This is a genomic window from Salinicola socius (assembly GCF_001937195.1).
Lineage (GTDB): Bacteria > Pseudomonadota > Gammaproteobacteria > Pseudomonadales > Halomonadaceae > Salinicola > Salinicola socius.
Window position 1 is genome coordinate 292,799 of sequence record NZ_MSDO01000001.1, and the last position, 26,716, is coordinate 319,514.

At 60.0% G+C, this 26,716-nt stretch carries 24 protein-coding genes; 12 read left to right on the top strand and 12 right to left on the bottom strand.

The features are described 5' to 3' along the window. Positions 1 to 146 precede the first annotated feature (146 nt). Positions 147 to 1,103 carry an ABC transporter substrate-binding protein gene (locus BTW07_RS01320; RefSeq protein WP_083941379.1) on the top strand — a complete coding sequence of 319 codons (957 nt, stop codon included), beginning with the start codon at positions 147 to 149 and terminating at the stop codon, positions 1,101 to 1,103. Positions 1,104 to 1,349: 246 nt separating this feature from the next. Here the strand turns inward: BTW07_RS01320 and BTW07_RS01325 are convergent, their stop codons facing one another. Next, positions 1,350 to 2,264, bottom strand: coding sequence for a LysR family transcriptional regulator (locus BTW07_RS01325; protein ID WP_075568334.1), 915 nt, complete (start codon positions 2,262 to 2,264; stop codon positions 1,350 to 1,352). A 113-nt stretch (positions 2,265 to 2,377) separates the two neighbouring features. Here BTW07_RS01325 and BTW07_RS01330 point away from each other — a divergent pair, with 113 nt between their 5' ends. Both BTW07_RS01330 and BTW07_RS01335 read left to right on the top strand, forming a co-directional pair. Continuing rightward, positions 2,378 to 3,259, top strand: coding sequence for an alpha/beta fold hydrolase (locus BTW07_RS01330; protein ID WP_075568426.1), 882 nt, complete (start codon positions 2,378 to 2,380; stop codon positions 3,257 to 3,259). 7 nt (positions 3,260 to 3,266) lie between these two features. Next, positions 3,267 to 4,361 (top strand): tartrate dehydrogenase, encoded by a 1,095-nt coding sequence (locus BTW07_RS01335; RefSeq protein ID WP_075568335.1) that lies wholly within the window; start codon positions 3,267 to 3,269, stop codon positions 4,359 to 4,361. Positions 4,362 to 4,403: 42 nt separating this feature from the next. On the opposite strand, the gene BTW07_RS01340 is transcribed toward BTW07_RS01335, so the two are convergent. The 10 genes from BTW07_RS01340 to BTW07_RS01385 form a co-directional block, all read right to left on the bottom strand. Further along, positions 4,404 to 5,207: a PEP-CTERM/exosortase system-associated acyltransferase gene (locus tag BTW07_RS01340; RefSeq protein ID WP_075568336.1), complete on the bottom strand. Its 804-nt coding sequence runs from the start codon at positions 5,205 to 5,207 to the stop codon at positions 4,404 to 4,406. Next, entirely contained in the window at positions 5,200 to 7,932 is a 2,733-nt protein-coding gene (locus BTW07_RS01345) for a bifunctional diguanylate cyclase/phosphodiesterase (protein ID WP_158025846.1), read from the bottom strand. Before BTW07_RS01345 ends, BTW07_RS01340 begins: the two co-directional genes overlap by 8 nt. A gap of 101 nt (positions 7,933 to 8,033) precedes the next feature. Beyond that, positions 8,034 to 9,227 carry a hypothetical protein gene (locus BTW07_RS01350; protein ID WP_244158286.1) on the bottom strand — a complete coding sequence of 398 codons (1,194 nt, stop codon included), beginning with the start codon at positions 9,225 to 9,227 and terminating at the stop codon, positions 8,034 to 8,036. Beyond that, positions 9,220 to 9,648: a hypothetical protein gene (locus tag BTW07_RS01355; RefSeq protein WP_075568338.1), complete on the bottom strand. Its 429-nt coding sequence runs from the start codon at positions 9,646 to 9,648 to the stop codon at positions 9,220 to 9,222. Before BTW07_RS01355 ends, BTW07_RS01350 begins: the two co-directional genes overlap by 8 nt. Before the next feature lie 398 nt (positions 9,649 to 10,046). After that, complete coding sequence (locus BTW07_RS01360; RefSeq protein WP_075568339.1) at positions 10,047 to 11,213, bottom strand: alpha-hydroxy acid oxidase; 1,167 nt, start codon at positions 11,211 to 11,213, stop codon at positions 10,047 to 10,049. A 49-nt stretch (positions 11,214 to 11,262) separates the two neighbouring features. Continuing rightward, a complete protein-coding gene (locus BTW07_RS01365) occupies positions 11,263 to 12,186 on the bottom strand; it encodes a dihydrodipicolinate synthase family protein (RefSeq protein WP_075568340.1) in 924 nt (307 codons plus the stop codon). Between the two features lie 80 nt (positions 12,187 to 12,266). Next, positions 12,267 to 13,388, bottom strand: a complete 1,122-nt coding sequence (locus tag BTW07_RS01370; protein WP_075568341.1) for a mandelate racemase/muconate lactonizing enzyme family protein — start codon at positions 13,386 to 13,388, stop codon at positions 12,267 to 12,269. Positions 13,389 to 13,423: 35 nt separating this feature from the next. After that, positions 13,424 to 14,932, bottom strand: coding sequence for a tripartite tricarboxylate transporter permease (locus BTW07_RS01375; protein ID WP_075568342.1), 1,509 nt, complete (start codon positions 14,930 to 14,932; stop codon positions 13,424 to 13,426). Between the two features lie 83 nt (positions 14,933 to 15,015). Further along, positions 15,016 to 15,564 (bottom strand): tripartite tricarboxylate transporter TctB family protein, encoded by a 549-nt coding sequence (locus BTW07_RS01380; RefSeq protein WP_075568343.1) that lies wholly within the window; start codon positions 15,562 to 15,564, stop codon positions 15,016 to 15,018. 32 nt (positions 15,565 to 15,596) lie between these two features. Then, on the bottom strand, positions 15,597 to 16,577 hold the full coding sequence (locus BTW07_RS01385) for a tripartite tricarboxylate transporter substrate binding protein (protein WP_083941382.1): 981 nt from the start codon (positions 16,575 to 16,577) through the stop codon (positions 15,597 to 15,599). A gap of 394 nt (positions 16,578 to 16,971) precedes the next feature. Between BTW07_RS01385 and BTW07_RS01390 the strand changes: the two genes are divergently transcribed. Further along, entirely contained in the window at positions 16,972 to 17,700 is a 729-nt protein-coding gene (locus tag BTW07_RS01390) for a GntR family transcriptional regulator (protein WP_083941383.1), read from the top strand. A gap of 28 nt (positions 17,701 to 17,728) precedes the next feature. Here BTW07_RS01390 and BTW07_RS01395 read toward each other — a convergent pair whose 3' ends face one another. Continuing rightward, the gene (locus tag BTW07_RS01395; RefSeq protein ID WP_075568344.1) at positions 17,729 to 19,498 is read right to left on the bottom strand and encodes an IlvD/Edd family dehydratase; all 1,770 of its coding nucleotides are present in this window, start codon (positions 19,496 to 19,498) and stop codon (positions 17,729 to 17,731) included. Positions 19,499 to 19,712: 214 nt separating this feature from the next. Here BTW07_RS01395 and BTW07_RS01400 point away from each other — a divergent pair, with 214 nt between their 5' ends. The 8 genes from BTW07_RS01400 to BTW07_RS01435 all read left to right on the top strand — a co-directional run bounded on the left by BTW07_RS01400 (position 19,713) and on the right by BTW07_RS01435 (position 26,655). Further along, positions 19,713 to 20,153 carry a hemerythrin domain-containing protein gene (locus tag BTW07_RS01400; protein ID WP_075568345.1) on the top strand — a complete coding sequence of 147 codons (441 nt, stop codon included), beginning with the start codon at positions 19,713 to 19,715 and terminating at the stop codon, positions 20,151 to 20,153. Between the two features lie 57 nt (positions 20,154 to 20,210). Continuing rightward, entirely contained in the window at positions 20,211 to 20,906 is a 696-nt protein-coding gene (locus BTW07_RS01405; RefSeq protein WP_075568346.1) for an SDR family oxidoreductase, read from the top strand. 86 nt (positions 20,907 to 20,992) lie between these two features. After that, entirely contained in the window at positions 20,993 to 21,577 is a 585-nt protein-coding gene (locus BTW07_RS01410; RefSeq protein ID WP_075568347.1) for a lipocalin family protein, read from the top strand. A 98-nt stretch (positions 21,578 to 21,675) separates the two neighbouring features. Then, on the top strand, positions 21,676 to 22,707 hold the full coding sequence (locus BTW07_RS01415; RefSeq protein WP_075568348.1) for an SMP-30/gluconolactonase/LRE family protein: 1,032 nt from the start codon (positions 21,676 to 21,678) through the stop codon (positions 22,705 to 22,707). A gap of 357 nt (positions 22,708 to 23,064) precedes the next feature. After that, positions 23,065 to 24,129 carry a succinylglutamate desuccinylase gene (locus BTW07_RS01420; RefSeq protein ID WP_075568349.1) on the top strand — a complete coding sequence of 355 codons (1,065 nt, stop codon included), beginning with the start codon at positions 23,065 to 23,067 and terminating at the stop codon, positions 24,127 to 24,129. A gap of 306 nt (positions 24,130 to 24,435) precedes the next feature. Next, positions 24,436 to 25,206 carry an ABC transporter ATP-binding protein gene (locus BTW07_RS01425; protein ID WP_075568350.1) on the top strand — a complete coding sequence of 257 codons (771 nt, stop codon included), beginning with the start codon at positions 24,436 to 24,438 and terminating at the stop codon, positions 25,204 to 25,206. Positions 25,207 to 25,219: 13 nt separating this feature from the next. Next, the gene (locus BTW07_RS01430) at positions 25,220 to 25,936 is read left to right on the top strand and encodes an ABC transporter permease (RefSeq protein WP_075568351.1); all 717 of its coding nucleotides are present in this window, start codon (positions 25,220 to 25,222) and stop codon (positions 25,934 to 25,936) included. Beyond that, on the top strand, positions 25,924 to 26,655 hold the full coding sequence (locus BTW07_RS01435) for an ABC transporter permease (RefSeq protein ID WP_075568352.1): 732 nt from the start codon (positions 25,924 to 25,926) through the stop codon (positions 26,653 to 26,655). Before BTW07_RS01430 ends, BTW07_RS01435 begins: the two co-directional genes overlap by 13 nt. Positions 26,656 to 26,716: the final 61 nt, after the last annotated feature.

Genomic DNA, 26,716 nt, shown 5'->3' on the forward strand with positions numbered 1-26,716 from the left:
TGCGTTGATGCAAGCCGCCCGAGGTTACGGATTCGATCCACTAACCGGGCGGCTTTTCTGCGTGTATCCCTGGTACGCGTGCGCGCCGAGACCGCGCGCCTATGCGGAGGAGATACGCCAATTGAGGGAACGACAGGAGACAATAAATGAAACGAGCGACAACGATTTCCGCCCTGACGCTGACCACTGGCTTGCTGATGGGCGCCGGCCTGACGTTGACCAGCGCGAGCGCGGCGCAGGCCGCCGACACCGTCACCTACGGCGTGCCGGCCTGGCCCGGCATCACCGTGAAGACCGAGATTGCCCGCCAGCTGCTGGCACCACTGGGATATCAGGGCAAGGCCCAGGAGATCGGCCTGCAGGTGATCTATCAGGGCCTCGACACCGGCGACGTGGACGTCTTCCTGGGCGCCTGGCTGCCGGCGCAGAATTCGATGCTGGAACCGCTGGAAGCCGACGGCAGCATCACCCGCCTGGCCACCAACGTGACCGGGGCGCAGATGACGCTGGCCGTGCCCGATTATGTCTACGATAGCGGCGTCACGTCGTTCGCCGATCTCGATGCGCATCGTGACGAGTTCAACGGCGAGATCTACGGCTTCGGCGCCGGCTCCGCTGCCAGCGAGATCCTCAACAAGGCGATCGATGGGGACACCTGGGGCCTGGGCGACTGGACGCTGGTCGACACCAGCACGGTGGGCATGCTGAGTGCCGCCAAGAGCCACATCGCCAACGAGGAGCCCATCGTCTGGGTCGGCTGGACGCCACACTGGATGAACCTCGAGCTGCCGATGCGGTATCTCGGCGATTCGAAGAACCTGTTCGGCGAGGGCAACGGCGCCAGCGACGTGCGCACGTTGATGGCAAGCGATTTTGCCGACGCCCACCCCAACCTGGTCACCTTTTTCAACCAGTTCTCGTTTTCTGCCGAAGAGCAAAGCTGGATGATCAAGCAGTACGGCCAGGAGGAGAAATCGATGGAAGAGGTCGCCAAGACCTGGATCGAAGATCATCCGGATCGCGTCGAAGCCATGCTCGACGGCGTCGAGACCCAGGGTGGCAAGCCTGCATGGCCGGCCGTCGAAGGCGCATTCTCGTTCTAGAATGTGAGGGTAATCCAGGTGTCGCGATTCGTGCTCGCGGCACGATGGCCGCTGGCAAAATAACGTTACAATTTCATGCCGATTTTTTTGATCTCTCTCGGAACTAATCGGAACGGCTCGCACTCTGAGTTAGTGTTCCCTTGAATGATCCCTTACTCGCCCACCATCCCCTGGTGGGCATTTTTTTGCCCGGCTTTTGTTTCCCCCACTCGCTGACTTGAGTCTCTGCCCCATCGAGCCACGGCATCACGACAACGGTGGCACCCGCCCGGCCATCTCCGCGGTCATGAAGTCGACGAACTGTCGAATCCGCGCGCTCTCGCGTGCTCGTTCGCTGTAGAGCAGATGAAAATCCGCTCGGATCCCCTGCCACTGAGGCAGCACGGACACCAGCTCACCGCTCGCCAGATGCTCGTGAACGTCCCACCACGAACGCAGCAACACGCCATGGCCATCCAGCGCCATCCGCGTCATGGCTTCGGCGTCATTGCTGGCAAGCCGGCCCTGAACGCGAATGGCGCGCGGTGTGCGCGTCTCGTCGGTGGCCTCGAACCGCCACAACGAATAGTCGCTGTCGTTTTCGCGCACGATCAGGCAGCGATGCCGTGCCAGATCCTCCAGCCGTTCGAGCTTCGGTGACTGCGCCAGATAGCCGGGCGCCGCGCAGAGCATGCGGCGGTTGGCGAGCAGGCGTCTGGCGATCCAGCGCGACGCCGGCGGCTCACCGACACGGATGTTGATATCGAATCCCTGCTCGTCGAGCCCCACCGGAAAACTGGTGAGTTCCAGCAGCAGCTCCATCTGGGGATGAAGCGCGGCAAAACGTGAGATCAGTGGCGCGACATGACGCCGACCGAAACCGAACGTCGCATTGATTCTCAGCCGACCAGACAACGCAGCACTCTGATCTCTCAGCGAGTTTTCCAGGTCGCCCAGATCATCGAGGATCATCGCGCCGCGTTTGAGGTAGCGCTCCCCCTCCGCCGTCAGCGCCAATCGCCGCGTCGTCCTCGCGGCCAGCGACACGCCCAGACGCGCCTCGAGCTGCTGCAAGCGCTTGCTGACGGCGGACAGGGAAAGGCCCAGCTCCCGGGACGCACCGGTCAAACTGCCTGCCTGGGCGACCCGCTGAAAGAAGGCCAGATCATCGACCGCCGACATAAGATTCTCCACTTGAACGAAACAGTCGCTTCGATTCTAGCCCGATTATCCCGAGCCGTTCAGTGGCTACACTGCAGTCAGCGCAGAAAGAAACCCAAGTCGAGGCCAAGCCGATGTTCGAGGGATTTCGCGAATTCGATATCGAGGTGGAAGATAACGTCGCCATTCATGGCGTGATCGGCGGCGAAGGCCCGCCGCTGTTGCTGCTTCACGGTCACCCGCAGACGCACATCATCTGGCATCTTCTCGCCCTCAGGCTCGCCGAACACTACACCGTGATCGCGACCGATCTGCGCGGCTATGGTGATTCTGGCAAGCCAGCGGGTGAAGAACATCATTCCAACTACAGCAAGCGTCGGATGGCGCTGGATCAGGTCGCGGTCATGCAGGCGTTGGGGTTCGAGCGATTCTTTCTCTGCGGCCACGATCGCGGCGGTCGGGTCGCGCATCGGCTGGCGCTGGATCACGCCGACCGGGTGATCAAGCTGATGGTGCTGGATATCGCACCGACGTTGGCAATGTACGAGGCCACCGATCTGGCTTTCGCCACTGCCTACTGGCACTGGTTCTTTCTGATTCAGCCCGCGCCGCTGCCGGAATCCTGGATCGAAGCCTCGCCCGGCGACTACGTCACCCGAATCATGGGCGGCCGCCACGCCGGACTCGGCCCGTTCGATCCGCGAGCGATCGCCGAGTACCAGCGCTGCCTGGCGCTTCCCGGTGCAGCCCACGGACTGTGTGAAGACTATCGCGCCTCCCGCACCATCGATCTGGAACACGACCGCGCCGATCGAGATGCCGGCCACCATCTTCGCGTTCCGCTCAACGTGCTGTGGGGCGAGCATGGAACCATCGAGCGGTGCTTCGATGCGCTCGCCGAGTGGCGGACAGTCTCCAGTGCCAGCGTCGAGGGCGGCGCCCTGCCATGCGGACACTATCTTCCCGAGGAAGCGCCGGATGCGGTCTTCCGACAGCTCATCGACTTCATGAGGTAACTCGACCATGGTTCAACAGAAAGCCCAGAAAAAGGCCCACAAGATTGCCGTGATCGCCGGCGACGGCATCGGTATCGAGGTGGTTCCGGAAGGTCTGCGCGCGCTGGAGGCGGCCGCCAGGCGCTTCGATATCGAGTTGGAGTTCGAGCATTTCGAGTTCGGCAGCTGCGACTACTACCTCGAACACGGCAAGATGCTGCCGGATGACTGGTTCGAGATCCTGTCTGGCTTCGACGCCATCTTCTACGGCGCGGTGGGCTGGCCGGACAAGGTGCCGGACCACATCTCGCTGTGGGGTTCGCTGCTGCAGTTCCGGCGCCACTTCGATCAATACATCAACCTGCGGCCCTGTCGTCTGATGCCCGGCATCAAGAGCCCGCTGGCCGATCGAGAGCCCGGTGATATCGACTTCTACGTGGTCCGCGAAAACACCGAAGGGGAATACTCGAGCATCGGCGGCAAGATCTTCGAGGGTACCGAACGGGAAACGGTGATGCAGGAGACCGTGATGACGCGAACCGGCGTCGACCGGGTGCTGAAGTACGCCTTCGAGCTGGCCCAGAGCCGTCCGCGCCGGAAGCTGACCTCCGCGACCAAGTCCAACGGGATCTCGATCACCATGCCGTACTGGGACGAACGGGTGAAGGCGATGGCCAAGGGTTATCCGGACGTCAGCGTCGACCAGTTCCACATCGATATCCTGACCGCCAATTTCGTGCTGCATCCGGACTGGTTCGACGTCGTCGTCGCCAGCAACCTCTTCGGCGATATTCTCTCCGACCTCGGCCCCGCCTGTACCGGCACCATCGGTGTCGCGCCCTCGGCAAACATCAACCCGGAAGGCGAGTTCCCGAGCCTGTTCGAGCCGGTCCACGGCAGCGCGCCGGACATCGCCGGCAAGGGCATCGCCAATCCCATCGGCCAGATCTGGTGCGGCGCAATGATGCTCGAGCATCTCGGCTTCAAGGAAGCCGGTGACGCGATGGTCAGCGCGATCGAGAAAGTGCTGGCGAGCGACGACAAGTCAGCGCTCACCCCGGACCTGAAAGGCAAGGGAACGACCCAGAGCCTGGGCGAGAAGATCGCCGCAGCGATCGGTTGATGCAAGGCGGCGACGGCGAGCTGGAGCGCCGTCGCCGGTCAATCAACGAAAATCGCCAAGCTGGGTGTTTCCTCCCTCGCGAGCATACTGCGCTTTCAAATCATCCCGTAGTGCCTCATAGAGCGGGCGAACGGTATTGCTAAGTTCTACCTCAGCTCGCTGCTGATTGATGTAGAAAGCCGCTCTCAGTCCTAGAAGCTCTACCGTCGGGCTTACTTGTTCGAAGCGCAGGCCGACACGCGCCAACAAGCGTTGGAAACGCGGCTCAATCATTGCCAACACGTGATAACGTTCCGAAATCCCACTCAATGCCGTTGCGCACAGGTTGAGAGCGACGCCTGTCATGAAGAAATCTTGACGATCATGCTGACCAAAGACCCAGCGCTCCAGCTCGGTCGCAAGCGATTCATCCTTACCGCCAGATCGAAAAAAACGAGGAATAGCAACGCGTGAAATCTCGCATAGGCTTTCCCTGTTAATTTCATTGAGATCAAGATTGATCGCCACGCCAAGATCACGACAATGTTTTTCGACAGGTAGTGTCGAAATCCTGCCAGTAAAATCATTCCCCATGACGACGCGCAAGCAGCCTATCGCCAGTCCCGTGTTACGGTGTTCTACCAGACAGTGAAGAGAGTTAGCGTCAAACGCATCCTGTTCCAGGCGATCCGTCAGGTCGAGCGAAAAAAAACCTAACTCTTCGCAGAAAACACGATGCCTAAGAGTAAAAACCCTCGCTCTGTCGTGATCATTTGTCGCCAACAGAAATTTGAAGTTCCTCAAAAATTCAGCGTTTGGCGTCTCGCTATTTCGACATCGCTCATACGCCGCTGAACTTTCATCCAATCCCAACTTCTGTGGCCGGCTGAGGCCTTCCCAAATAGAATCCCTGCACATAGTCAATATTGTATTTTCTTAAATATGGTAGTATGGAGGGCTTGTCGACAAATTCTGCCACCGTTTTCTTACCCAATCCCTTGGCAATGTCGGCAATCGCCCTGACGATAAGCTGATTTTCTGCACTATCTGGAAGCGTCGTGATGAACGAGCCGTCAATTTTAATATAATCAGAGGGTAGTTGGCCAAGATAGTAAAAACTGCTGAACCCGACTCCAAAATCATCCAATGCCACCTGACACCCCAGGCGCCGAATATCCTCGAGAACCCCTCTCGCGGAGGTAAAGTCAGTTACGGCAGCCGTTTCCGTGACTTCTACAATCAGGCGACGAGGCTCGACCCCTCGCTTGCCAAATTCAGACTCCATGAAAGGCACTAACTCCTTGTCTTGCAAAGACTGCCCAGAAAGATTGATAGCAAGACTTATCGAACCGTCAGTAAATTTCGAGATGAGCTCAATCCCTTTCGCTACCACCCAACGGTCGATTGCTGCGATTTGGCCGTTTCGCTCAGCAATGGGAATGAAGGCGCCCGGAGAGAGATACTCGCCATCGTCGCCTCTCAATCTTAGCAGCGCCTCATAATGTTGGATGTTGAAATCTATCAACCTAAAGATGGGTTGTAGCATTAGCTCGAACTGATCATACAATAGCGCGCTTCGTATTCTCTCGGCCCAGAAAACCCGCTGCTTCAGCTCTTCACGATCCTGCTGATCAGGTTGTAGTAGATGCCAACGTTTCGCCATATCCGCTTTGGCTTTGTACATGGCATAGTCTGCATTAGCCATCAGCTCGTCAGGACGATCACCGTGATCGGGATAGGCCGCAATACCGATACTCGCGCTGGCTCTATGTGTCCGCCCATGAATATGGACACTTTGCTGATCCAGGTGGTCAACTATCTTTCTCGCTAGATCGACAGCGGTGTCGGTGGACGTGTGCTCCATTAGAACCGCAAATTCGTCCCCACCAAGGCGAGCCACGATAGATCCATGACTCAGCCCAGATAGCGTAGAGGCAACCGCTCGCAGTAGTTGATCGCCGGTTTGATGCCCACTCAGCTCATTGACGTCCTTGAAACGATCTAGATCCAGGTAAAGTACAGCGCCAAAAGCGCCAGTGACGACGGCTCGTTGGAGGGCTTCTTCGAAAAAACGACGGTTATAAAGTTCTGTCAGTGGGTCTCTGTTGGCTAGCCAGGCAAGGCGGCTTTCCGCCAGCTTGCGCTCAGTGATATCGACGCCGACAGAAATCAACTCTTGGCAGTTTTCATCAATTCTGAGTGGCGTATGATACCAGACAATCGTTCTAACAATGCCATCCACCGCCATAAAATGGCTTTCCTGCTGCCCACCAATACTCAAAAACTCATCGGCATTAAAAAAGTCGGTCGAGAACAGTTGTTGAAAAGTGCGCTGCTGCAAAGCTTCATCGCTTAGGCCAGTAATAGCCTGGCAAAGATGGTTCGTCAGCGTAATACGTCCGTCGCGCCGGTGCGTCAGTACCAGGACCTGTGCGGTATTCATCAGACCTCTGATAAAATCCCTTTCTCTTGCGAGTTCTTTAACCCTGGCTTCGAGCTGCACCCCACGTTTACCAACCTCACTTTCCAAACTTTCAAGCTTGACTTCAAGTTCCACCGCTGTCGTTTCCAGCGCATCAATTTCATCGACAAACAAGGATTTTCTTGCCTTTATACTGCGCCGCATCACGTTATATTCGCGCTCGGCTAGCAGAGGTAGTTTTCGGCTGATTTCTCTCAGACGGCCCATACGATAACGCAGAATGAGATAAAGCAAGATTTCCGCCGCCGCCCAACCTATGAGAGAGATCGTAAGAATGGCTTGTGTCGTCTTCGCTATCTCCTTGAGCTGATTCGTTACGTCTGAAATCAACAAAAAATAACTAGGAGACCGGTCATCGCTTCCCGTGCCCAAGGCAATAGAAGCAACCTCGTATTTTCTACCGCCATCGTTATAACTCAAGGATTTCCCTTGAGTCGCTGAAAAATCGAATTGCTGAGATAGCTTCTTAATAAAAGGGAAAACCGTAGACTCATGAGTCAATGCGGCCAAATATGCGCCCCATCGTGGAAGATAACGTCCTTCCACCGAAGATTTACCTGAATTGACAAGTAAAGCCACCTCGCTACCCGAACTCTTTTGTAAATAGCGGGTAATATCTGCCAATGATCTGGAAATCATAACGACACCTGCGTCCACACCTTGTGCAAGGATAGGAACGGCTACATACTGCTGACAGGCTTCAACACACAGTAGTCTGTCACTGGGCTTCTCGTTACTCAAAACTCCCTCTATCCACTCTTTGCTATCCACTCGAGACGAAAACTCCAACTTCCGTCCCATCGCCACAATGGGAGTTAGATTTCGGTTATAAACGACAATATCGTCGATCCCAACATCAAGCTGCAAAGTCGGCCATAGGGCTTTTATGATTGCTTCGACACCGGCTTCGTTATGATTCAGAAGTGCATGCCCCAGATCTTCCGAAGATGCGATCATGCCGGCCATTTGCCTCATGACATCAGCAGACCGCTGTATATTAAAACTGACTTCTTGGCTCTGATTACTATAAAATTCGTCCCGGGATTGCTGAAACTGGCTCATCAAAGAATGATTGCTCACCCATACTATCAGGCTGGTCAGTGCCAGCAACAGCAAGCTCGTTAGCAGCATCGCTCGCCACTTTAGGTCTAAACGAAAACTCCTTCCCTTTGCGTGCATCTGAGTACGCCCTGAAGTGATCACCCATCCATTTAAAACAAATAAGAAACCTGAAAAAGAAGCATATTCCAGTATTTTTCCTGCGTACTAACTTCTGACACGTCCTGAAACGGTACCCAGCCAGTCCCTTCGATATTGTGGAATTCCGTAGAAATCAAAAAACGAGAATATGGCTGCCATTGCAATCCAGCAGTCCAGTCTTTTGCGTACCTTGTATAAGCAGGCCTCCCCGTTCTTTCCTCATAGTCTCGTCCAGAACGATCTGCTCTATTTGTCACCAGCGAGTCATATCTTAACAGCCACTGCCAATCAGCGCTTAGGCGACGAGTAAACTGGACATACCAACTCTCGCCTGTCGCTTCGTAATTATAGGGGTCTGAGAACCCACTTGACCTGACGTGACGGAGAGCATACTCACTCGTCAAAGACCAGTTTTCTCTATTGTATTGAAAAGAGAATATCCAAGGTTGAAACGAAAAGTTTCCTGATCCCGGGCCAGACGGTTTGGAATCCAGGCCAGCGTTGACGTCGGCGTAAGTCATCGCCAAGATGATGCCTCCACCGCCATGTTCATAGCGTAGCTGTCCAATATAAGAGGTCTTACCAGAATAATCTCCTAAATCGTCCCTGCCCCAGGCCGATATTTCGGATTGCTTGTCCATACGAGGTTTGCCAGCACCCACCTGCAGTCTTAAAACACCGTCCTTCAGTGGTTTTTCAAGATAGCTAGTCAATCCATCGGCAGATAACGCGGGCTTGCGTGTGCGATCAAAGTAAATCGACTGCGGCAGCAAAATACTGGGACGAGTAATGGCAATATCACGAGTCTGATTATAGAGACCTAACGGATTCTTGAATCGCCCCACTTGCACTCCTGCTGTCATATCGGCGTCACTATAAAACTGGTAATCGATGACACCATAATCCAGCTCTACGTCGTTTAACTGTTGTATATCTCCTGCTTGTCTGGCAAGAAGCTGCCCCGCCACTAGCACATTGCTCAATGGCCGAACAGAAGCGTTAAGCCCTAATTCGGTATATTCCAGGCTGCCGCCTTTCTCACTACTAGGACCGAAGAAGTCATTGTGGTCAGTCACGATGAGTGCCTGGCTCATGAAGCCATGAACCTGAAAGGTATCCGACATTTCCACGGCATGAGCGTTTGCCGCGAGCATCAGGGATATCGCCGCTTGAGCTGCGATCGAGAACGGTTTCAGTTTATTCAATGTCGAGCACCCGCACTTGATCCGTCAGGCTTGTTTGTTTGATGTATCCAACGCTGCCAGGCGTCGAGGCAACGGCCTCGAGCATTTCGGTTTCGTCGTCGACCTCATTGGGCGCTTGCCCGGTGCCCGAGAACACGGCGCGGTCCCAGGCCAGTCGAAGCTGGTGAGGGTAGACCCCAAGTATTTTCTTGGAGAAAGCTTCGTGAATCGGATTGTCGTCGGGCAACACGAAAACGTGGACGGCCTGGCCGTCGGGAAGCGTTCTCTGTCGCATCGCGAATATGGCTCTAAGCGTTTCGAGCGGCAGGGAGGACTGTTGCACGGTCAGGTTGGCAATGATGGCAGGCGCGAGCTCATCGCCCCGACTGTCGAGTGAAACGAAGGAGAGTAGCGACAGACATCCGATCAACGCCCATCGCATGCGGCTCGCCCCCTGATCCTGTCTGCTTTTGCCATTGCTGTCGTCACAGACGAACCCCGACCCGAAGATGACTAGATCCTGGAAACAACCGACGGAATAACCTAGGCCCGTCAATGAGTGTGGCAGATTGAGGTGTCCGACAAGTCAGAATCTACATCGGGAATGGTTCGTATCTCTCGAGATAGGCGATCCAGCTCCATGTTCGGCATCATTGCTCTTCCCTCGTCCCCCTGCTTTATTCTCTGCATTATTCGCGCAAAAGCGGCCTTGACCGTCTCGCACCATCGGCGGCGTGTGAATCCACAGCATACCCATGTTGTTCCGGCGCGCCCAGCAGCCATATGGATCACGGGTGCCATTCGAAGACAGTCGGGAAAAAGCGAATGGCAGAACCGGCTTTAGCGCGTTCTTCTCAATCGGCTCATGTCCATCTGCTCGATCTCCGTAATACCGAGAAGTGCCATATCGCGGGTGACTTCATCTTGCATCAGACGGATCGCATGGCTGACGCCGGCTTCTCCGGCGTAGGCTGCCGCATAATTGAAAGGGCGCCCGAAGAAGACGAAGCGGGCACCCAGCGCGAGGGCTTTCAGCACGTCGGTTCCGCGCCGGAAGCCACTATCGATCATGACGGGGAAGTCTCCGACCGCATCGACCACTTCGGGAAGCATTCGTAGCGGCGCGATCGTGCCATCCAGCTGTCTGCCGCCGTGATTGGACACGATGATGGCATCGACACCTTGCGCCTTGGCCCGCCTGGCATCCTCAGGATGCAGGATGCCCTTGACGATCAGGTTCCCCGGCCAGCGTTCTCGCACCAGCGCGAGATAGTCCCAGTCGAGATGCGTGCGTCCGGAGAAGTCGCGATTGACGTGACGGGAGATGACTGGAATGCCCCGGGTCGCGTGATTGTTCTCGAAGTGAGGAATCCCGTGATGACGAAGCGTCTTGTAGAACGTCTCGTAGAGCCAACGCGGCTTGACCAGCCCATCCAGGGCCAGGCGAAGACTCGGACGAATTGGCGATGAAAAGCCGCTGCGTCGGTTGTTGTCGGGATTGGGGGGAACGGGATAGTCGACGGTAATGACCAGATGATGAAAGCCGGCTCGCTCGACACGGGCGATCAACGCCTCGATGCCCGGCTTGTCTCCCGGCAGATAGGCCTGGAACCAGTCTGCGCCCTCGACCCTGGCTACCTCCTCCATCGGGATCAACGACGAGCCACTCATGATCATCGGCACATTGGCCTGAGCCGCCGCCCGAGCGAGCGCCAGATCCCCCCGATAGGCGGACAAGGCACTGATCCCCATGGGCGCGATCCCGAACGGGGCGGCATAGCGCTTACCCAGCAGTTCGGTCTCGAGCGAAACGCGGGAGACGTCGGTCAGCGCGCGGGGCAGGAAACAGTAGTCATCGAAGGCCGCGCGGTTGGCGGCCAGGCTCTTGCCATCTTCCGCCGCGTTGGCGACGTATCCATGGAGTGGCCGGGGAAGATGGCGCTGACCGGCGCGCTCGAGATCCAGGAAATTGCGAATGCGGGACAGGCGGCGTTGTTGACGCGTCACGAATGATCCTTATCACTGAAAAAGACGATCGACTCTACTTCACCAACAGTCACCCTGCGACGCCCGGCATCGTGAATCCGACCCGTGCCAGCGACATCAGCAACGTCTCGCGCTGGCGCTCGTCGAGCGAGACCAGCGGCGGCCGCAGGCGATCCCACTCGGCATCGCCGCTGAAATGCGCGGTGGCAGCCTTGAGCGCCGGGATCATCGGCACACTTTCGAAGATATCGCGAATCTCGTTCAGCGCCTGCTGGCGCGCATCGGCATCGTCGCCCTGCCAACTGCCGCCCAGCGCCGAGATCGCGCGGGGATTGACGTTGGCCGTGGCACTGATGCAACCGGCGCCGCCGGCTCGCAGCGTGGGCAGCAGAAAGCGCTCGCTACCCGCATAGACTCTAAATCCCAGCGTTCCGAAGGCATCGATGACAGCTTGAGTATTGGCCCAATCACCAGAGCTGTCCTTGATCCCAGCCACGACCTCGGGATAGCGCTTCAGCAACCGCTCGATAAGACCCAGCCCGATCGGCACCTGCGCCACCGGCGGGATATGGTAGAGATAGAGGCGCAGCCGCTCGTCGCCGACGCGTTCGATCACCTCGCAGTAGAACCGGAACAGCCCCTCTTCCGAGACGCCCTTGTAGTAGAACGGCGGCAGCATCAGCACGCCACCCACGCCCTGGCTCACGGCATGGCGGGTCAGGGCCACGCTGTCGGGTATCGAACAGCAGCCGGTCCCCGGCATCAGCCGGGCGGTGTCGATCCCCGCCGCGACCAGGTGATCGAGCAGATCGAGACGCTCCTGCAGCGACAGCGAATTGGCCTCGGAGTTGGTGCCGAAGATCGCCAGACCGACATCGTTGGCCATCAACCAGCGGCAATGGTCGACGAAGCGCTCGGCATCGGGAGAGAGATCATCGTTAAACGGCGTGATGACCGGCGAAAGTACGGCACCGCAGGGCGCATTCGACGACATGAGCACAAACCTCTGGCAGGCAGGTAATGAGGAAAAGGTAGTGGGAAAATGGAAAGCGTCGACCCTGGCGATCGCTCGACTCAGGACCAGGGGTCGGCGGCGTGGCGCGACAGCGTCGCCTCGTCGAAGTCGAAACCCAATCCCGGCGTCTGCGGAAGGTGCAGACGTCCGTCGCTGAAGGTCAACTGCGTATCGATCAGTCTACGGAAGTTAAGCACTTGATCGTCGGCAAAAAATTCGACGAAAGGCGCATTCGGTGTCGAGCCGACCAGATGTACGTGAAGATCATGGAACCAGTGCGGGCAGATCTCCACCCCGTAACTGGCCGCCGTGGCGGCGATGCGACGAAATTCCGTGATCCCGCCACAGACCGCAGCATCGGTCTGCAGGATCATCGCCGCCTCCTTGTCCAGCAGCTCCTTGAAGCGCCAGCGTCCGGCTTCGATCTCGCCCGTCGCCACCGGAATCGGCGTGCGCTCGGCCAGGCGACGATGGTTGTCGATGTCGTCCGGGCTGAACGGCTCTTCGATCCAGTAGGGAGAATAGGGCTCGGCCATCCGCGCGAAGGCCAGGGCCGAAGGCAGATCATGCCAGGCGTTGTTGGCGTCCATCATCAGCAGCACATCGGGGCCGATGGCCTCGCGGACGGCCGCCAGACGCGCTTCCTCGCCAGCCAGACCTTCGCGTCCCACCTTCATCTTGACCGCCTTGAAACCCTTCTCGACGTAGCCGGTCATCTCTTCCGCCAGCCTGGCCGGCGTCTTGCCGTCGAGGTAATAGCCACCGCTGGCGTAGGCCGCCACGCTCTCTTCGTCGCTGGCGCCAAGAAATTTATAGAGCGGCAGATGGGCGGCGCGGGCATTGCGATCCCACAGCGCCACGTCGAGGATGCTCAGCGCCCGCATCACCGAACCGGTGCGGCCGTGCAGCAAACTCTCCTGATACATCTCCTGCCACAACCCCTCGACGCGGTGAGTGTCCTGCCCCATCAGCACGGGCTTTAGCAGATCGCGTACGGCCTGCGTCACCAGGTGGCCGGCATTGTTGCCGCCGTAGCAGAAGCCGATACCACTGATGCCGTCGTCGCCGGTCACCTTGACCAGCGCGTAGTCACGCTTGAGGACCTGCCGGTTGGAAAAGCGGGTCGGGTTGTCCAGCGCGACATTGACCGTTCGCGCCTGTACATCGGTAATTCGGGTCATCGGTCATCTCTCCGGTTGGTTGGCATGCCGTGGCATCAATCAGGTTTCAGGCGACGCTTGAACGGCACGCGCAGCCAGCGGAAGAACGGTGTCGCCTGCAGGATCGACAGCAGCGCGAGGATCAGCAGCACGGTGGCGATCGGGCTCTCCAGAAAAACGCCGAAGCTGTCGTTGCCGATCAGCATCGATTGCTGGAAGCTGGTCTCCATCACCGGACCCAGGATCAGACCGATCACCATCGGCGCAGGAGATACTCCGGCCTTGCTCATCCAGTAACCGAACAGACCGAAGCCGAGCATGAGTCCGACATCGAACAGGCTGTTGTTGATGGCGAAGGCGCCGATGATGCACAGCGTGAGAATCGCGCAGGCGATGAAGCCATCGGGGATCTTGGTCACCGACACGCTCATCTTGGTGAACGCCAACCCCACCACCAGCAGCGCGATGTTGGCGAGAATCACCGCCCAGATCAGGGTGTAGGTGACATCGCCGTAATCGGTCAGCAGATTAGGGCCCGGCAGAATACCCTGCACCATCAGCGCACCCAGCAGGATCGCGGTGGAAGAGCTGCCCGGGATCCCGAGGGCGATGGTGGGGATCAGTGCGCCACCGACCACGGCATTGTTGGCGGCCTCAGGCGCGGCGACCCCGGCGACCTCTCCCTTGCCGAAGCGGCTCTTGTCCTTGGCGAAGCGCTTGGCCTCGTTGTAGGCGAACCAGCTGGCAGTATCGCCGCCGGTGCCGGGGATCAGCCCAACGACAATACCGATGCCGCTGGAGCGCAGGATGTTGGGCATCAGTTGCTTGATGGTGCTCCACCGCGGCATCAAGCGGTCGGTGATACGGCTCGCCACCTTGCCACCCTGGTGAGAATTCTCGATCAGGGTCAGTGCCTGGGGCACCGAGAACAGTCCGATCAGCGCTACCGTGAAATCGATCCCGCCGAACAGATTGATCTGATCGAAGGTCATCCGTGGCGTGCCCGTCGTCAGATCCATCCCGACGGTACTGAGCAGCAGACCCAACCCGCCGGAGAGCAGTCCGCTGATGACCGAGCCCTGGGCCAGCGAGCCGATGATGGTGATGCCCAGTACGGCGATCGCGAACAGCTCGACCGGACCGAACTCGAGCACCAGCGTGCCGAGGAGCGGCGCCGCCGTCAGCAGCGCGATACCGCTCATCAGCCCACCGAAGAATGAGGCGAACAGCGACACTCCCAGCGCTTCGCCGGCACGCCCCTGCTGCGAGAGCGGAAAGCCATCGAGAACGGTTGCCGCCGCCGACGGCGTACCGGGCGTGCGCAACAGAATCGCAGCGATGGAACCGCCATAGGACGCCCCCACGTAGAGCGAAGCCAGCATGCTCAGCCCGGTCGCGGGGTCGAAGCTGAATGTCAGCGGCAGCAGCAAGGCCAACGCCATCGTTGCCGACAACCCCGGCATCGCCCCGACGAACAACCCCAGCAGCGTCCCGCCAAGGATGCAGGCTATGTTGTTGAAGCTGAGCACGTTGGTCAGCCCGATCATTACCAAAGAGGAATCCATGCGCGTCTACTCTCCTGCGCTCGATTTGAGCAACGTGGGCCGCCGGTTGTGACGAGTGCTTACAAGCTGTCCTTGATGAGCGCTTATAGAAAGCTCGGCAGCAGCGGAATCGGCAAGCCCAGGAACTGCACGAACACCAGGCAGATCATCGCGATCAGCACCGCTCCGGCGATCAACGCGAAGGTCCATTTCACCGTGCGCAGAATCGCCAGCGCCAGGGCCATGAACAGCGCCGTGGCCAGCACGTAGCCGAGTGTCGTCATCACCGAGACGTAACCCACCGCCAGCAGGAAAATGACGGCGACCGCCGCCCAGCGCCGAGGTTCCGGCGTTGCCTCGCTCGAACCCTCCGCAACGGTGTTTACGCCCGTAGCTCCAGCACGGGTCACTCCAGCACCTGCGCCAGTCACTCCCGTACCTGAACCAGCTCCGGCACCGGAGCCGCGAGTGGCCGTCGCACGGCGCCGGAGGCGAAGTTCGCTGGCCACCATCGCCAGCGACAGCAGCGCCACGGCCACGGCGTAGATCACCGGCATCTGGGCCGCGGCGCGCGGGTACTGGCTGGCGTCGAAGAAGAAGACGCCGGCCACGACGATGCCGAACACACCCAGCAGCAAACGACTGACATTCATGGCGCCCTTCTCCTCGCTAGTGCGTCAGCCATTCAGCGACCGACCTCGTCCTTGACCGACTCCCAGATCCCGCGATAGTCGCTTTCCATCTGCTCGATCATCGCGCGGTAGTCATCTCCGGTGACGACATCGAGGTTCATGGCGCGTTTTTCCGCCTGGGCCTGGAAGTCGGGATCCTTGGCCAGAGTCTGGAATGCCTCGATCAGCTGCTGACGAGCCTCATCCGGAATGCCCGCCGGTGCGCTGTAACCGCGCGAGGAGCCCGCCACGATATCGACGCCTTTCTCTTTCATGGTGGGCACGTCAGGCAGGCTGGTCAGCCGCTTTTCGGCGAACACCGCCAGCGCTCTGAGGTTGCCGGACTCGACCTGGCCATAGACGTTGCCCACGTTGTTGAAACTGGCATCGATCTTGCCACCCATGGCGGCCGTCGCGGAGGGGCCGTCGCCCTGGAACGGTACCTTCTTGAACGACAGGCCCTTGGCCTGCTCGAGCAGGATGGTGGTGAAGAAATCGTCCCCGCCGACGCCGGAATTGCCGATTGTCACCGTTCCCGGGCTCTGCTCGGCGGCTTCGAAAAGATCCTCGATGGTCTGATAGGGACTGTCAGGGCTGACGACGACGATGCCCGGATCGGTCACCACGTTGGCGATCGGGGTCAACTCGTCGGTGCTGTAGGTAATGGCATCGTTCATGATGTAGTTGGTCATCAGCATCGGCGTATTGGTGATGCTGATGGTGCCGCCATCCTTGGGCGACTGCTTGGCCAGACGCGTCCAGGCAATGGCACCGGTGGCGCCGGGCATGTATTCGTTGACAAAATCGACGCCGAGGATCTCGCTCAGGCGCGGCTGGACCAGCTGTGCCAGGGCGTCACTGCCGCCTCCCGGTTTGAATCCCTGCAGTACGGTGACTTCATCGCCTCCCACGTAATCGGCGGCTTGCGCCAGGGGAGACAGACTGATGGCCATGGCGGTGATCGTCAGCCAGTGGCGAAGGGCTTTGGCGTGCATGATCGATTCCTCTCTGACGGAGTCTGGTTATCGTTATCGTGCTTATTCGTTGTCGTACCTATCCTTGTCGTACCTATCCTTGTCGTACCTGTCCTTGTCGTACCTGTCCTTGTCATGCCTGTTCTTGCCGCGACTGAAAGAACGTATTAATTTATCGATCATATTGTCAATAATATTGACGCCAATAGAGACTAAAGCACTAACGTCCTACAAAACGGCGCTAAAAGCTGAAAAACTGGCATCATCCGGGAGGTTGACGCAGCAGAATCGATTCTGCACGTTTCGATCATGATTCTTGGTGGGAGTCGTGCCGAAGCGCCACTTGCCCCACTCCGATCGGCTGCAGACAATGGCCGACAGATCGACGGGAACTTCATCATGACGGGAAACGCTCATGCCAAAGCGAGACATCGCTAAATCGACCATCCCCGCTAGCGGTCAGCGGCTCGCCGACGAGCGTGCAGAGGCGACTGCCGAAGCGGTCAGCGTCGCCGATATCGTCTCGGCCATCGAAGAGGACATCGTGCTGAATCGGGTGCACCCGAAAGAGAGACTGGTCGAAGAGGACCTGATGCAGCGCTTCGCCGGCAAGCGCCACGTGGTGCGCCAGGCGCTATTTCAGCTCGAGAACGCCGGTCTGGTGGAACGGATCAAGAATCGTGGCGCCTTCGTCAAATCCTACACACCCGAAGAGGTGGAAGGGATCTATGTCATGCGTGAGCTGCTGGAAGAGGCCGCCGCGGATCGCATCCCGATGCCGGCCCCGCCCGCGTTGATCGATGCGCTGACCGCCATCCAGTCGCAGCACGGTGCGGCGGTGGAGAGCGGGGATCTGCGCGCGGTGTTCCATCACAACATCGCCTTCCATCGCACGCTGTTCGCGGCCTGCGGCAACGACTATCTCGCGGATACGATCAACGAGTTCGCGCAGAAGGCCCACGCCATTCGTTTCATCGGCACCACCGATCGCCAGGCGATCCTGCTGGCGCGCGATGAGCACCTCGCCATGATCGACGCGCTCAAGCAGCAGGATCGCGCCGAGCTACACCGCCTCTGCTACCAGCATCTCCAGCCCTCGAAAGAGCGTTATCTGCATCTCTACCGGCTCCGGGAAGGCGGCTGATACGAGTGATCGGCCTCGAGGCCCGCCATCACTTCGGCACCCGACGCTGGATGTTCGGCGGCCGCAGGAAGGTGAAATCGCAACCCTGATCCGCCTGGGTGATCTGCTCGAGAAACAGCTTGCGATACCCTCGCTCGGCGGTCAGGGCAATCGGCCGCCAGCCTTCCCGGCGCCGCGCGAGTTCTGCGTCATCGACCAGCAGCTCGAGGCGGCGTTCGCTCACGCTCAGGCGAATCCGGTCGCCGTTCTCGACCAGCGCCAGCGGCCCGCCCAGGGCGGCTTCGGGCGTCACGTGCAGCACGATGGAACCCGCCGCCGTGCCGCTCATGCGGCCGTCGGAGATTCGCAACATGTCGCGCACGCCCTGCCGGGCCAGCTTGCGCGGGATCGGCAGATAACCCGCTTCGGGCATTCCCGGTGCACCGACGGGTCCGATCCGCTTGAGCACCAGAACATCCTCCGCCGTCACGTCCAGCGCCGGGTCGTCGATGCGCGCGGCCATGTCCTCGGCATTTTCGAACACCACCGCACGACCTTCGTGCTCCATCAACCGGGCATCGGCGGCCGACTGCTTGATGATCGCGCCATCGGGCGCCAGGTTGCCGCGTAAGAAGGCGATCCCGCCGGCCGGATAGAGCGGCGCGTCGAAGCGATGCACCACCTGCTGCTCGAAAGCCGGCACGGCATCGATCTCTTCGCCCAGCGTGCGTCCGGTCACGGTCATGGCATCCAGGTGCAGCAGCGGTTTCAGTTCGCGCAGCACGGTCGGCAGCCCGCCGGCACGATGCAGATCCTCCATGTAGTGCTGACCCGACGGCTTGAGATCGACCAGCACCGGCGTCTCGCGGCTCATCCGATCGAAAGCCGCCAGGTCGATATCGATACCCATGCGTCCGGCGATGGCCGTCAGGTGAATGATCCCGTTGGTGGAACCACCGATCGCCAACAGCACCCGCAGCGCATTCTCGAACGCCTTTTCGGTCAGGATCCTGTCCGGCGTCACGCGCGTCCTGGCGTTGATCACGGCTTGTCTTCCGGTCGCCTCGGCGACGCGCATGCGATCCGCGGTCACCGCCGGCGGCGAGGCGCTGCCCGGCAACGCGATGCCCAGCGCTTCGCTGATACACGCCATGGTGCTGGCCGTGCCCATGACCGAGCAGGTACCGACACTGCCGACCAGTTTGGCGTTGACCTCTTCGATCTCCTGATCGTCGATCTCCTGGCCGCGATACATGCCCCAGTAGCGACGACAGTCGGTACACGCGCCGACACGGACGCCGCGATGGCCGCTGGTCAGCATCGCGCCGGTCACCAGCTCGAGCATGGGCACATTGGCGGAAGCGGCGCCCATCAACTGGGCAGGCACCGTCTTGTCGCATCCGCCGATGAGCACCACCGAATCCATCGGCTGGGCGCGGATCATCTCCTCGGTATCCATCGACATCAGGTTACGCAGGTACATGCTCGTGGGCGTGGAGAAACTCTCGGCGATCGAGATGGTGGGGAATTCGATCGGCAACCCGCCCTCCAGCATCACCCCACGCTTGACCGCCTCGATCAGTTGCGGCGCATTGCCGTGACAGGGGTTGTAGCCGCTGCCGGTATTGACGATACCGACAATGGTGCGATTGAGCGCATCGTCGCTGTAACCCGCCCCCTTGATGAAGGCCTTGCGTAGAAACAGCGAAAACCCGGCGTCGCCGTAGTTCACCAGGCCCTGATTGAGCCCGGTCTGCCGCTCGTCGGCCGGGATGTCTTTCTGCCCGTCGTGCCGCTCGTTACTGGCGTCGTCTGCCATGGCATCCTCGTCGTCATAATTATTGATAATATTATTGACACAAATAACCACAGTTGAGACGTCATGGACATCCGACTTAAGCCGTAACTGCCCTCGCACGAGGATAATCGTGAAGGATTTAGCAGCCGCCGTTCATCTCACCTAACCTTGTCTGTGGCAGCGGCCCTGACCCGTTGCCGACACCCGCCAGGACCGCGACACAAGGATGAAGAAGATGACGCTTTTTGAAGACCTGCGTGAAAGTCACGACAAGCAGCGCCGTTTGCTGGACCTGCTGGTCAAGACCCATGGCGACAGCGAAGGTCGCGACGAGCTGTTCAAGCGTCTGCGCGCCGAGCTGGAGAACCATGCCGTCGCGGAAGAGCGCGCGCTCTATATTCCGATGATGGAGCACGACATGACGCAGGAGAAGGCGCGTCACAGCGTTGCCGAGCATCACGAGATCGACGAGCTGATCGAGACGCTGGAAGAGACCGAGTACGACTCTCCCGGCTGGCTGGCCAGCGCCAAAAAGCTTCAGGATCTGGTGACGCATCATCTCGATGAAGAGGAACAGGAAGTGTTCCAGTTGGCGGGGCGCGCCCTGAGCGACTCGGAAAAGGCCACCCTGGCCAAGACCTACCGCCACGAGATGGAAGCTCGGGAAGCCAGCTGATGAAACGGCCGCCTCTCTCGGGGCGGCTACCCTCGTTCACGACGAAAGGATGCGACGATGTCCCATGACAAGGTCATCTTGATCACAGGCGCCTCGAGCGGGATCGGTGCCGCCACCGCAAAGCTGGCAGTCGAATCGGGATATCGCGTTGCCCTGGCCGCTCGCAACACGGACAAGCTCGACGCCCTGGTGGCTTCCCTCGGCGAAGACCATGCGCTGGCGCTCAGTTGCGACGTGACCTCCGCCGAGGATCAGCACCGGGTCGTGGCACAGACGCTTTCCCGTTTCGGCCGTCTCGACGGGCTTTTTGCCAATGCCGGCATGGGCGGAACGCCCGGTGGTTTCAGCGGCGCCGATGCCGAGGTGTGGAAGTCGATGATCCTGACCAACGTCTACGGCGTCGGGCTGTCGATTCAGGCAGCGCTGCCGGCCCTGCGCGCGAGCCACGGACATGTGCTGCTGACGGGCTCGGCCGCCGGGCGCACCACCATCGCCGGCTCGATGTATAGCGCGACCAAGTGGGCAGTCACCGGTATCGGCCACAATCTGAGAGAGGAGCTGCGTGGCTCGGGGATTCGCGTCACGCTGATCGAGCCCGGCATGGTAGACACGCCGTTTTTCGATTCGCCGCCCGAACAGGCCCTCGAAGAGCAGGACATCGCCAATGCCGTGATCTACGCCTTGAACCAGCCGGAACGCGTCGATGTCAACGAGATACTGATCCGTCCGACGCCACCGCGTGACGAGACGTGAGGCATGTGAGGCGGCCGCGCCGACAGCGAATGCAACTTTTTCTCATCGAAAAACTCTCAGCAACAGCCGCAAAAGGAAGGATCCCCATGCTGTTGCCAACGAGACTCCCACATTACCCTCGCCTGACCTGGCTCGCCCCCTTCACGTTGCTGGCCGGCTGCACGGGCGTTCCCGAGGGAACGCAGCCGGTCAATGACTTCCGGATCGAGCATTACCTGGGCCAGTGGTACGAGATCGCCCGACTCGACCACGGTTTCGAGGAGGGTCTCGAATGCGTCACGGCGGAGTACAGCCGCCGCGACGATGGCGACATTCGCGTGATCAATCGCGGCTACGATCCGGCCGAGCAGCGCTGGGAGAGCGCCGAGGGTCGCGCCAGCTTCGTCGGCGACCCCAGTGTCGGTCATCTCAAGGTCAGCTTCTTCGGCCCCTTCTACGCCGGCTACAGCGTGCTGGCGCTGGATGACAGTTATCAACATGCGCTCGTCGCCGGTCCGGATCGAGACTACCTGTGGATACTTTCACGTGACCCCACGCTGGACCCGCCCACCTATGCCGGGCTGATCTCCAAGGCACGGGCACTCGAGTTCCCTGTCGACGAACTGGTCCAGGTCTCGCAGGATCCGGAAATCTGCCAGCGAACCGGCGCCATCGGAGGAGCGTCTGGCTGACCCGAAAGCTCATGCTTTGGTCGAGAATCAGCGCTCATCCTCTCGCCCCTCCCAACGGGCGTTCTATAGTGGGAGCACCTTTTGACTGGAAGCCTGCCATGACCCTCGATCGTCGACAGCTACTGCGAAATTCTGCCTTGATCGGCGCCTCCGTCGCCTTCTCGCCCAGCCTGCTGGCCCAGACGGCAACCGAGCCCCCCGCTCGCTATCCGGACGAGGCGTGGCAGGTGCTGGATGATCGCTTCAAACCCTATTATGTCTTCAATACACCGCTCGAGCGCCACTGGTCGGCGGGGCTGTGGCTGGAGGGACCTGCCTGGAACGCCGTCGGGCGCTACGCCGTGTTCAGCGATATTCCCCGCGCCCGGCAGATGCGCTGGGACGAGATGACCGGTCGGGTCAGCGTGCTGCGCGAAGGCGTCGGTCACTCCAACGGCAACGCCTTCGACCATCATGGCCGTCTGGTCGCCTGCGAGCATTCACCGGCGCGCGTCGTACGCTACGAGTGGGATGGCACCACCACCGTTCTCGCCAGTCGCTTTCAGGGCAAACCATTGAATGCCCCCAACGACCTGGTGATCCTGCCCAACGACGGCGTGATCTTCACCGATCCCGGCTACGGCGCCCATGTCGATTATGAAGGCGAGAAGCGCCCGCTGGAGGTCAAGCCGGCGATCTACTACGTCGACGACACGCTGGAAGCGCCGAAGCTGCTGTCCGACGAGCTGGGCAAGCCCAACGGCATTGCACTGTCCGGCGACAAGCGCCGGCTCTACGTCAGCGATACCGCGCCTTCCCATTTTCCGGATCGGCCGGCGACGGTGTCACGCTGGGCGCTCTCCCAGGACGGCCAGTCGCTCAGCAATCGCGAAACCGTGGTGTCGAGCCAGGACAGCGAAACCTACGACGGCATCACGCTGGATCAGGACGACAACCTGTGGGCGGCAGTCTCCGGGGGCGAGGGGCATGACGGCGTCTCGATCTTTGCCCCCAATGGCGACCGCATCGGTCGCATCCTGCTGCCGGAGGTATGCGCCAATCTGTGTTTCGTCGGTGAGCACCGCAACCGGCTGCTGATGACCGCGAGCCGTTCGATCTACACGCTCTATACCGGAACCCGCGGGGTCTGACGAAAGCCGGAGGGGGGATCGAATAGCGGCACGACAGCGCCGCGAACGAACCTGGAAGACCCGCGACGAGCGGGTTTTCCCGGTCAGACTCCACGCCACGACTTTCTCGACGGAAGACAAGACCCAAGGCTTTCCGGTCGAAGATGTCCACCACTGCGCTTTCATGACGCCGGTTTCAAGATCAGGCCGCATTCTTTCAGCGTATCGACGAGGCGCCTTGCCGGAGACGACGAACGGGGTAAGCTGGCTGCTACCGACAGCAGCCAACACTGGCGAGAGCCCAGCCTATGTCCACGCCGATCTTGCTTCCCTTCCCGTCCCCCCGCATCATCCCGATGCCGCCGCGGCGAGCAGCTCATGCTGGATAAGTGGCTCTCGGCAACGCTTGACGAGGCATTGGCCTCGGAAGGCTTCGACTCTTTCTCACCGGGTGCCGCCGGCCAGGGCCGCCTACCCGGTGGACGCTACCGCATTCTCGGCGAGGGCATCCTCGAACTGACGCCGGACGTCGTTTCCGCGGACGCGCGTAGCGTGGTGATCTCCGCCGGCATCCACGGCAACGAGACCGCGCCCATCGAGCTCGTCGGAGAATGGCTGGCCGCCCTCGAATCGGGTCGTCTCGCACTCGCTGCACCGCTGCTGGTGATCCTCGGCAATCTCCCCTCGATACGCGCGCAGGCCCGTTTCGTCACCACCAATCTCAACCGCCTGTTCCGGCGTGGGCTCGACCAGCACGGAGCGGAACCCGAGCGCGCGCGTGAGCTGATGCGGGCAGTGGACGGTTTCTTTGCGAGATATCCCGAGCGCCGGCTGCATCTCGACATGCACACCGCCATTCGCGACAGCCGATACCCGCGCTTCGCCGTGGTGCCCTATTCAGAAAAACGGCCAGAGTCGGAAAAACGGCCAGAGACGGAAAAGCAGCCAGAGACGCAGCCCAGGTTCCACTGGCGGGCGCTCGCGGCCGCTGGCATGCAGGCCGTGCTGCTTCAACACCAGCACAGTTGGACCTTTTCCCACTATTCGCGCCATTACCACGCGGCCGAGGCCTATACTCTGGAGCTCGGCAAGGTACGCCCGTTTGGCGACAACGATCTCGACGCCTTGAATGGCATGCGCGCATGGCTTGGCGCGCTGGCGGAAGGACGCCCATTCTCCACCGCAACCCTCGATGAGCTTCGCTTCTTTCAGGTGGCGCATGAGCTGATGCGGACGAGCGACACCTTTCGCCTTACCTTTGCCGAGAACGTCGCCAATTTCAGCGAATTTCCGGTCGGCGAGACGTTGGCCGAAGATGACGAGAGCGGGCCTTTCGTCGTGGAAGAGGGACCGCTCTCGGTGGTCTTCCCCAATGCCCACGTCGAGCTGAACGCGCGTGCGGCATTGCTGGTCCGCCCCTGTGAACCACCCGATTCGCCATGACGGCTTCGCGACAATCGATAGCGACAATCACCAAAGACGATAACCGATCAACAACGACAATAGTGCCGAGGAGTTTTCCACCATGAACAATCAGTTACGGTTCGATTACCGACCTGTCGCCCCGCCGCGCCGCCGCCTGGATCAGCCCTTGTCTGGAACCTAACGGCGAAACTGCTAGAATCGCCGGATTTTTCGCCGGGGAGTCGGCGTCGCCAACGCCATCCCAGGATGGCACGACCGACAGCAAGACGGGCCATCTGACGCCGTGCCGCTTCCCGCCAGCCAACCCACTCGGTGGACAACATCATGGCCGCGACCCCCATCCCCCTGGAAGCCCAGGGCATCAAGAAGCGCTTCGGCGACCACGAGGTGCTCAAGGGGATCTCTCTCCAGGCGCACAAGGGCGACGTCATCACCTTGATCGGCGCTTCCGGCTCCGGGAAAAGTACCTTTCTGCGCTGCATGAACCTGCTGGAACAGCCCGACGAGGGCGAGCTGATCGTTCACAACGAAGCGATCAATTTTCGCGCCACCAAACACGGCCGCGAGCCCACCGACTGGAAACAGGTCGAGCGGATTCGCGCCAAGCTCTCGATGGTGTTCCAGAACTTCAATCTGTGGTCGCACATGACGCTGCTGGAGAACGTCATCGAGGCGCCGGTCTACGTGCTCGGCAAGCCCAGGAAACAGGCGATCGAGGAAGCCCGGGCGCTGCTCGATCGCGTCGGCCTGCTGGATCGCGCCGACTACTTCCCGACCCAGATGTCCGGCGGTCAGCAGCAGCGCGGCGCGATCGCCCGGGCCCTGGCGATGGATCCGGAAGTCATGCTGTTCGATGAGCCGACCTCGGCGCTGGATCCGGAGCTGGTCGGTGACGTGCTTCAGGTCATGCGCGGCCTTGCCGACGAAGGGCGGACCATGATCCTGGTCACCCACGAGATCGCCTTCGCCCGGGATGTCTCCAGCCAGGTGATCTATCTGCATCAGGGTGTGGTCGAAGAGACCGGCACGCCGGCCGACGTCCTCGACAATCCGCGCTCCGAGCGCCTGCGCCAATTCCTGGCGCCCAAGCATTGAGGCGGACTCCATCATGATCGACCTGCAAGGCTACGGTCCGCGGCTGCTCGACGGCGCTCTGGTCACCATCGAACTGGCGGTGCTCTCGCTGATACTGGCCGTCATCCTGGGATTGCTGACCGCCAGCGCCAAGCTATCGCGAAATCGACTGATCCATGGCATCGGCACGCTCTACACCACGCTGGTACGTGGCGTGCCGGATCTGGTGCTGATGATGCTGCTGTTCTATGGCGGCCAGATCGGCATCAACATGCTCACCGATCAGCTCTACTACGCGTTCGATATCGATATCTTCATCAATATCAATGCCTTCGTGGCAGGCGTCATCACCATCGGCCTGATCTTCGGGGCCTACATGGGTGAAACCTTCCGCGGTGCCTTCCAGGCGGTGGAAGAGGGTCAGATGGAAGCCGCGCGCGCCTACGGCATGAGCCCCCTGCTCGCGTTCAGACGCGTTCGTTTCCCGCTGATGATGCGCCACGCCCTGCCGGGAATCGGCAACAACTGGATGGTCCTGCTCAAGACCACCGCGCTGGTGTCGATCATCGGCCTGACCGACATGGTCCGCGTCGCCGCCGAGGCGACCAAGGCAACGCATGAACCGTTCATGTTCATGATCCCGGTGGCGATGATCTATCTACTGATCGCCACGCTGTCCGAATGGGGCTTTGCCAAGCTGACCAAGCGTTACAACACCGGTTTTGGGGAGTCCAGCGAATGGAACAATTGAACGGCTGGTTCACCGATCTGCTCTCCGGCAACGTGATATTCACCGCCAACACGCTGAGTTTCTACTGGAGCGGTCTCGTCACCACGGTACAGCTGGTGTTCCTGTCGCTGCTGATCGGGGTGATCCTGGCGGTACCGCTCGCCATCGGCCGCGGCTCGAAGCGGCGCTGGATCAAGCTGCCGATCTACGCCTACACCTATGTGTTCCGCGGTACGCCGCTGCTGATCCAGCTCTATCTGGTCTACTACGGCGTGGTGTTCTTCGACGGTATCCAGGACAGCATCTTCTGGGTGGTATTCAAGCAGGCGTTCTTCCCGGCGCTGATCGCATTCACCCTCAATACCGCGGCCTACACCACCGAGATCTTCCACGGCGCGATCAAGAATACCGCCAAGGGCGAGATCGAGGCGGCACGGGCCTACGGCATGTCGCGCAAGTTGATGATGCGCCGCATCATCCTGCCCAGCGCCTTCCGTCGTGCCCTGCCAGCCTACGGCAATGAAGTGATTTTCATGCTGCATGCCAGCGCGGTGGCGAGCGTGGTCACGATCATGGATCTGACCGGGGCGGCCTACTATGTCTACGCCCGTTTCTACGCGCCGTTCGATGCCTTCATCTTCGTCGCGCTGATCTATCTCTGCCTGACTTTCAGTATCATGTTCACGTTCCGGACCCTGGAGAAGAGACTGCTGGCGCACCTGCGCCCGCGCGGGGCCTGATCGCGAGACAGGTCCATCGTTCGACGTTTCGTCATCCATGACAAATCACCACACACAAAAG

What these genes read in the sequence shown, in the direction of transcription:
- BTW07_RS01335 (WP_075568335.1), top strand. Translation starts at nt 3,267, where the DNA reads ATGGTTCAACAGAAAGCCCAGAAAAAGGCCCACAAGATTGCCGTGATC.
- BTW07_RS01355 (WP_075568338.1), bottom strand. Translation starts at nt 9,648, where the DNA reads ATGCGATGGGCGTTGATCGGATGTCTGTCGCTACTCTCCTTCGTTTCA.
- BTW07_RS01330 (WP_075568426.1), top strand. Translation starts at nt 2,378, where the DNA reads ATGTTCGAGGGATTTCGCGAATTCGATATCGAGGTGGAAGATAACGTC.
- BTW07_RS01410 (WP_075568347.1), top strand. Translation starts at nt 20,993, where the DNA reads ATGCTGTTGCCAACGAGACTCCCACATTACCCTCGCCTGACCTGGCTC.
- BTW07_RS01395 (WP_075568344.1), bottom strand. Translation starts at nt 19,498, where the DNA reads ATGGCAGACGACGCCAGTAACGAGCGGCACGACGGGCAGAAAGACATC.
- BTW07_RS01380 (WP_075568343.1), bottom strand. Translation starts at nt 15,564, where the DNA reads ATGAATGTCAGTCGTTTGCTGCTGGGTGTGTTCGGCATCGTCGTGGCC.
- BTW07_RS01405 (WP_075568346.1), top strand. Translation starts at nt 20,211, where the DNA reads ATGTCCCATGACAAGGTCATCTTGATCACAGGCGCCTCGAGCGGGATC.
- BTW07_RS01370 (WP_075568341.1), bottom strand. Translation starts at nt 13,388, where the DNA reads ATGACCCGAATTACCGATGTACAGGCGCGAACGGTCAATGTCGCGCTG.
- BTW07_RS01390 (WP_083941383.1), top strand. Translation starts at nt 16,972, where the DNA reads ATGCCAAAGCGAGACATCGCTAAATCGACCATCCCCGCTAGCGGTCAG.
- BTW07_RS01435 (WP_075568352.1), top strand. Translation starts at nt 25,924, where the DNA reads ATGGAACAATTGAACGGCTGGTTCACCGATCTGCTCTCCGGCAACGTG.
- BTW07_RS01430 (WP_075568351.1), top strand. Translation starts at nt 25,220, where the DNA reads ATGATCGACCTGCAAGGCTACGGTCCGCGGCTGCTCGACGGCGCTCTG.
- BTW07_RS01420 (WP_075568349.1), top strand. Translation starts at nt 23,065, where the DNA reads ATGCTGGATAAGTGGCTCTCGGCAACGCTTGACGAGGCATTGGCCTCG.
- BTW07_RS01375 (WP_075568342.1), bottom strand. Translation starts at nt 14,932, where the DNA reads ATGGATTCCTCTTTGGTAATGATCGGGCTGACCAACGTGCTCAGCTTC.
- BTW07_RS01320 (WP_083941379.1), top strand. Translation starts at nt 147, where the DNA reads ATGAAACGAGCGACAACGATTTCCGCCCTGACGCTGACCACTGGCTTG.
- BTW07_RS01415 (WP_075568348.1), top strand. Translation starts at nt 21,676, where the DNA reads ATGACCCTCGATCGTCGACAGCTACTGCGAAATTCTGCCTTGATCGGC.
- BTW07_RS01325 (WP_075568334.1), bottom strand. Translation starts at nt 2,264, where the DNA reads ATGTCGGCGGTCGATGATCTGGCCTTCTTTCAGCGGGTCGCCCAGGCA.
- BTW07_RS01365 (WP_075568340.1), bottom strand. Translation starts at nt 12,186, where the DNA reads ATGTCGTCGAATGCGCCCTGCGGTGCCGTACTTTCGCCGGTCATCACG.
- BTW07_RS01400 (WP_075568345.1), top strand. Translation starts at nt 19,713, where the DNA reads ATGACGCTTTTTGAAGACCTGCGTGAAAGTCACGACAAGCAGCGCCGT.
- BTW07_RS01385 (WP_083941382.1), bottom strand. Translation starts at nt 16,577, where the DNA reads ATGCACGCCAAAGCCCTTCGCCACTGGCTGACGATCACCGCCATGGCC.
- BTW07_RS01425 (WP_075568350.1), top strand. Translation starts at nt 24,436, where the DNA reads ATGGCCGCGACCCCCATCCCCCTGGAAGCCCAGGGCATCAAGAAGCGC.